Origin of the sequence: Streptomyces sp. NPDC059456, from assembly GCF_042750055.1 — a bacterium.
Taxonomy (GTDB): domain Bacteria; phylum Actinomycetota; class Actinomycetes; order Streptomycetales; family Streptomycetaceae; genus Streptomyces.
In genome coordinates this window covers 1-2692 of the sequence record NZ_JBHYVA010000915.1, presented here as the reverse complement: position 1 = coordinate 2692, position 2692 = coordinate 1, and the positions used below count along the sequence as shown (strand labels likewise).

At 71.1% G+C, this 2692-nt stretch carries 3 protein-coding genes; all 3 read left to right on the top strand.

All coding sequences use genetic code 11. The annotated features are described in order from the left end of the window. The first annotated feature begins 171 nt into the window (after positions 1–171). From ACFXA3_RS40485 to ACFXA3_RS40475, 3 genes are read left to right on the top strand one after another with little or no spacing between them, the layout of a single operon-like run. The gene (locus ACFXA3_RS40485) at positions 172–696 is read left to right on the top strand and encodes an RNA-guided endonuclease InsQ/TnpB family protein (RefSeq protein ID WP_385196134.1); all 525 of its coding nucleotides are present in this window, start codon (positions 172–174) and stop codon (positions 694–696) included. A 49-nt stretch (positions 697–745) separates the two neighbouring features. Continuing rightward, entirely contained in the window at positions 746–2341 is a 1596-nt protein-coding gene (locus ACFXA3_RS40480) for an acyl-CoA carboxylase subunit beta (protein WP_385196132.1), read from the top strand. A gap of 12 nt (positions 2342–2353) precedes the next feature. Further along, the gene (locus tag ACFXA3_RS40475) at positions 2354–2563 is read left to right on the top strand and encodes an acyl-CoA carboxylase epsilon subunit (protein ID WP_385196129.1); all 210 of its coding nucleotides are present in this window, start codon (positions 2354–2356) and stop codon (positions 2561–2563) included. Positions 2564–2692 lie beyond the last annotated feature (129 nt).

Below are 2692 nucleotides of genomic sequence, written 5' to 3'. Positions count from 1 at the left end.
AGACCCCGCCTCGCCCGGGGGGGGCCGGTGCGCCCGCGGTCTACTGGCGCCCGCTCGTCGTGGCGCGCCGACCCGAGCCGGGCGCGGGGCTCGCCGCCCGCCGCGCCGCCCCCCCGCGCCCGGATGGCCGATCGCAGACAGGACCAACTGCACGAACCGACGACTCGACCCGTGCGCGAAGACCAAACGCTCGTGATCGAGGATCCGTCCGTCCTCACCATGGTGAGGAACGGCCGCCTGGCTCGGGCCATCACGGATGCGGCGTGGAGTGAGCTGCGGCGGATGCTGGAGTACGAGGCCGGCTGGTACGAGCGCGAGCTGATCGTCGTGGACCGCTGGTTCCCCGGTTCGAAGCCGTGCTCGCATTGCGGGGCCGTCGTCGCCGCAATGCCGCTGCACGTCCGCACCTGGACGTGCCGGCACCGCGGAGTCACCCACGACGGGGACGGCAACGCGGCGATCAGCCTCCTGGCCGCCGGGCCGGCGGCGTCTGCCCGTGGAGCGGATGGAAGACCGCGCCGGGGGCCACTCCCGGCACGGCAGTCCGCGATGAAGCAGGAAGGCCCGCCCGCGGGGGCGGGAATCCGTCCCCCTAGGGAAGACGGCGAGGCCAAGCAACCCACAGTAGGTGTGTCAAACGCCGCACTGCCGAGCGCCATGCCCGCCGATACGCTACGCACCAGTAGCCAGCAGTAGTCAATCAATTGACCAGGCAGTTGACACCACACAGGGAGCCGCGACCCCGATGTCACAACCCTCAGAGCCGATCGACATGCACACGACCGCGGGCAAGATCGCGGACCTGCAGCGCCGGATCGACGAAGCCACTCACGCCGGGTCCGCGCGCGCGGTGGAGAAGCAGCACGCCAAGGGGAAGCTGACGGCGCGTGAGCGGGTCGCGCTGCTGCTGGACGAGGGGTCCTTCGTCGAGCTCGACGAGTTCGCCCGGCACCGGTCGACCGCCTTCGGGCTGGAGAAGACCCGGCCGTACGGCGACGGCGTCGTCACCGGCTACGGCACGGTGGACGGCCGTCCCGTGGCGGTGTTCTCGCAGGACTTCACCGTCTTCGGCGGGGCCCTCGGCGAGGTCTACGGCCAGAAGATCATGAAGGTCATGGACTTCGCACTGAAGACCGGCTGCCCGCTCGTCGGCATCAACGACTCCGGCGGCGCCCGCATCCAGGAGGGCGTCAGCGCGCTCGGGATGTACGGCGAGATCTTCCGCCGCAACGTGCACGCGTCGGGCGTGATCCCGCAGATCAGCCTGATCGTCGGGCCCTGCGCCGGCGGTGCCGTGTACTCGCCCGCCATCACCGACTTCACCGTGATGGTCGACCAGACCTCGCACATGTTCATCACCGGCCCGGACGTCATCAAGACGGTCACCGGCGAGGACGTGGGCTTCGAGGAGCTGGGCGGCGCCCGCACCCACAACTCCACCTCGGGCGTGGCCCACCACATGGCCGGCGACGAGAAGGACGCCATCGAGTACGTCAAGTCCCTCCTGGCGTACCTGCCGTCGAACAACCTCTCCGAGCCGCCCGCCTTCCCGGAGGAGGCGGACACGGAGGTCTCCGACACCGACCGCGAGCTCGACGTCCTGATCCCGGACAGCGCGAACCAGCCGTACGACATGCACACCGTGATCGAGCACGTGCTCGACGACGCGGAGTTCCTTGAGACGCAGTCGCTGTTCGCGCCGAACATCCTCACCGGCTTCGGCCGCGTCGAGGGGCACCCGGTGGGCATCGTCGCCAACCAGCCGATGCAGTTCGCCGGCTGCCTGGACATCGACGCCTCCGAGAAGGCCGCCCGTTTCGTGCGGACCTGCGACGCCTTCAACATCCCGGTGCTGACGTTCGTCGACGTCCCGGGCTTCCTGCCGGGCACCGATCAGGAGTACAACGGAATCATCCGGCGCGGCGCGAAGCTGATCTACGCGTACGCCGAGGCCACCGTCCCCCTGATCACCGTCATCACCCGCAAGGCCTTCGGCGGCGCGTACGACGTCATGGGCTCCAAGCACCTCGGCGCGGACCTGAACCTGGCCTGGCCGACCGCTCAGATCGCCGTCATGGGCGCGCAGGGCGCGGTCAACATCCTGCACCGCCGCGCCATCGCGGAGGCGGAGGAGGCGGGCACCGCCGAGGAGACCCGGGCCCGGCTCATCGCCGAGTACGAGGACACGCTGCTGAACCCGTACACGGCCGCCGAGCGGGGCTACATCGACGCGGTGACCATGCCGTCGGAGACCCGGGCGCACGTGGTCAAGGGGCTGCGCCAGCTGCGTACCAAGCGCGAGTCCCTGCCCCCGAAGAAGCACGGCAACATCCCCCTGTAGGAGGTCAGTCCTGTGGTGATCAAGGTCGTCAAGGGGAATCCGACGCCGGAGGAGCTGGCCGCCGCACTGGCGGTGGTCCAAGCGCGCGCGGCGGCGCTGGCAGCGGTACCGCCGGGCGCACCGCGGGTGGCGGACGCGTGGTCGGCACCGGCCCGGGTGGCGCGGCGGACGCTGCCGCAGCCGGGGCCGCGCGCGTGGGCCCGTACGTACTGGCCGGGCTAGTCCTTCCGGCCGTGAAGATGGCGTGAACGGACCGTGGGGGGGGGGGGGCGGGGGGTGATGGGGGCCCCCACCGCGGGGGGGGGCGGGGCGTGGGGGTGTGGGTTGAGTCACGAGCGGTCGGCGCCCCCC

Bases quoted from the DNA above. Each gene is read 5' to 3' on its own strand.
- ACFXA3_RS40480 (WP_385196132.1), top strand. From the start codon at position 746: ATGTCACAACCCTCAGAGCCGATCGACATGCACACGACCGCGGGCAAG.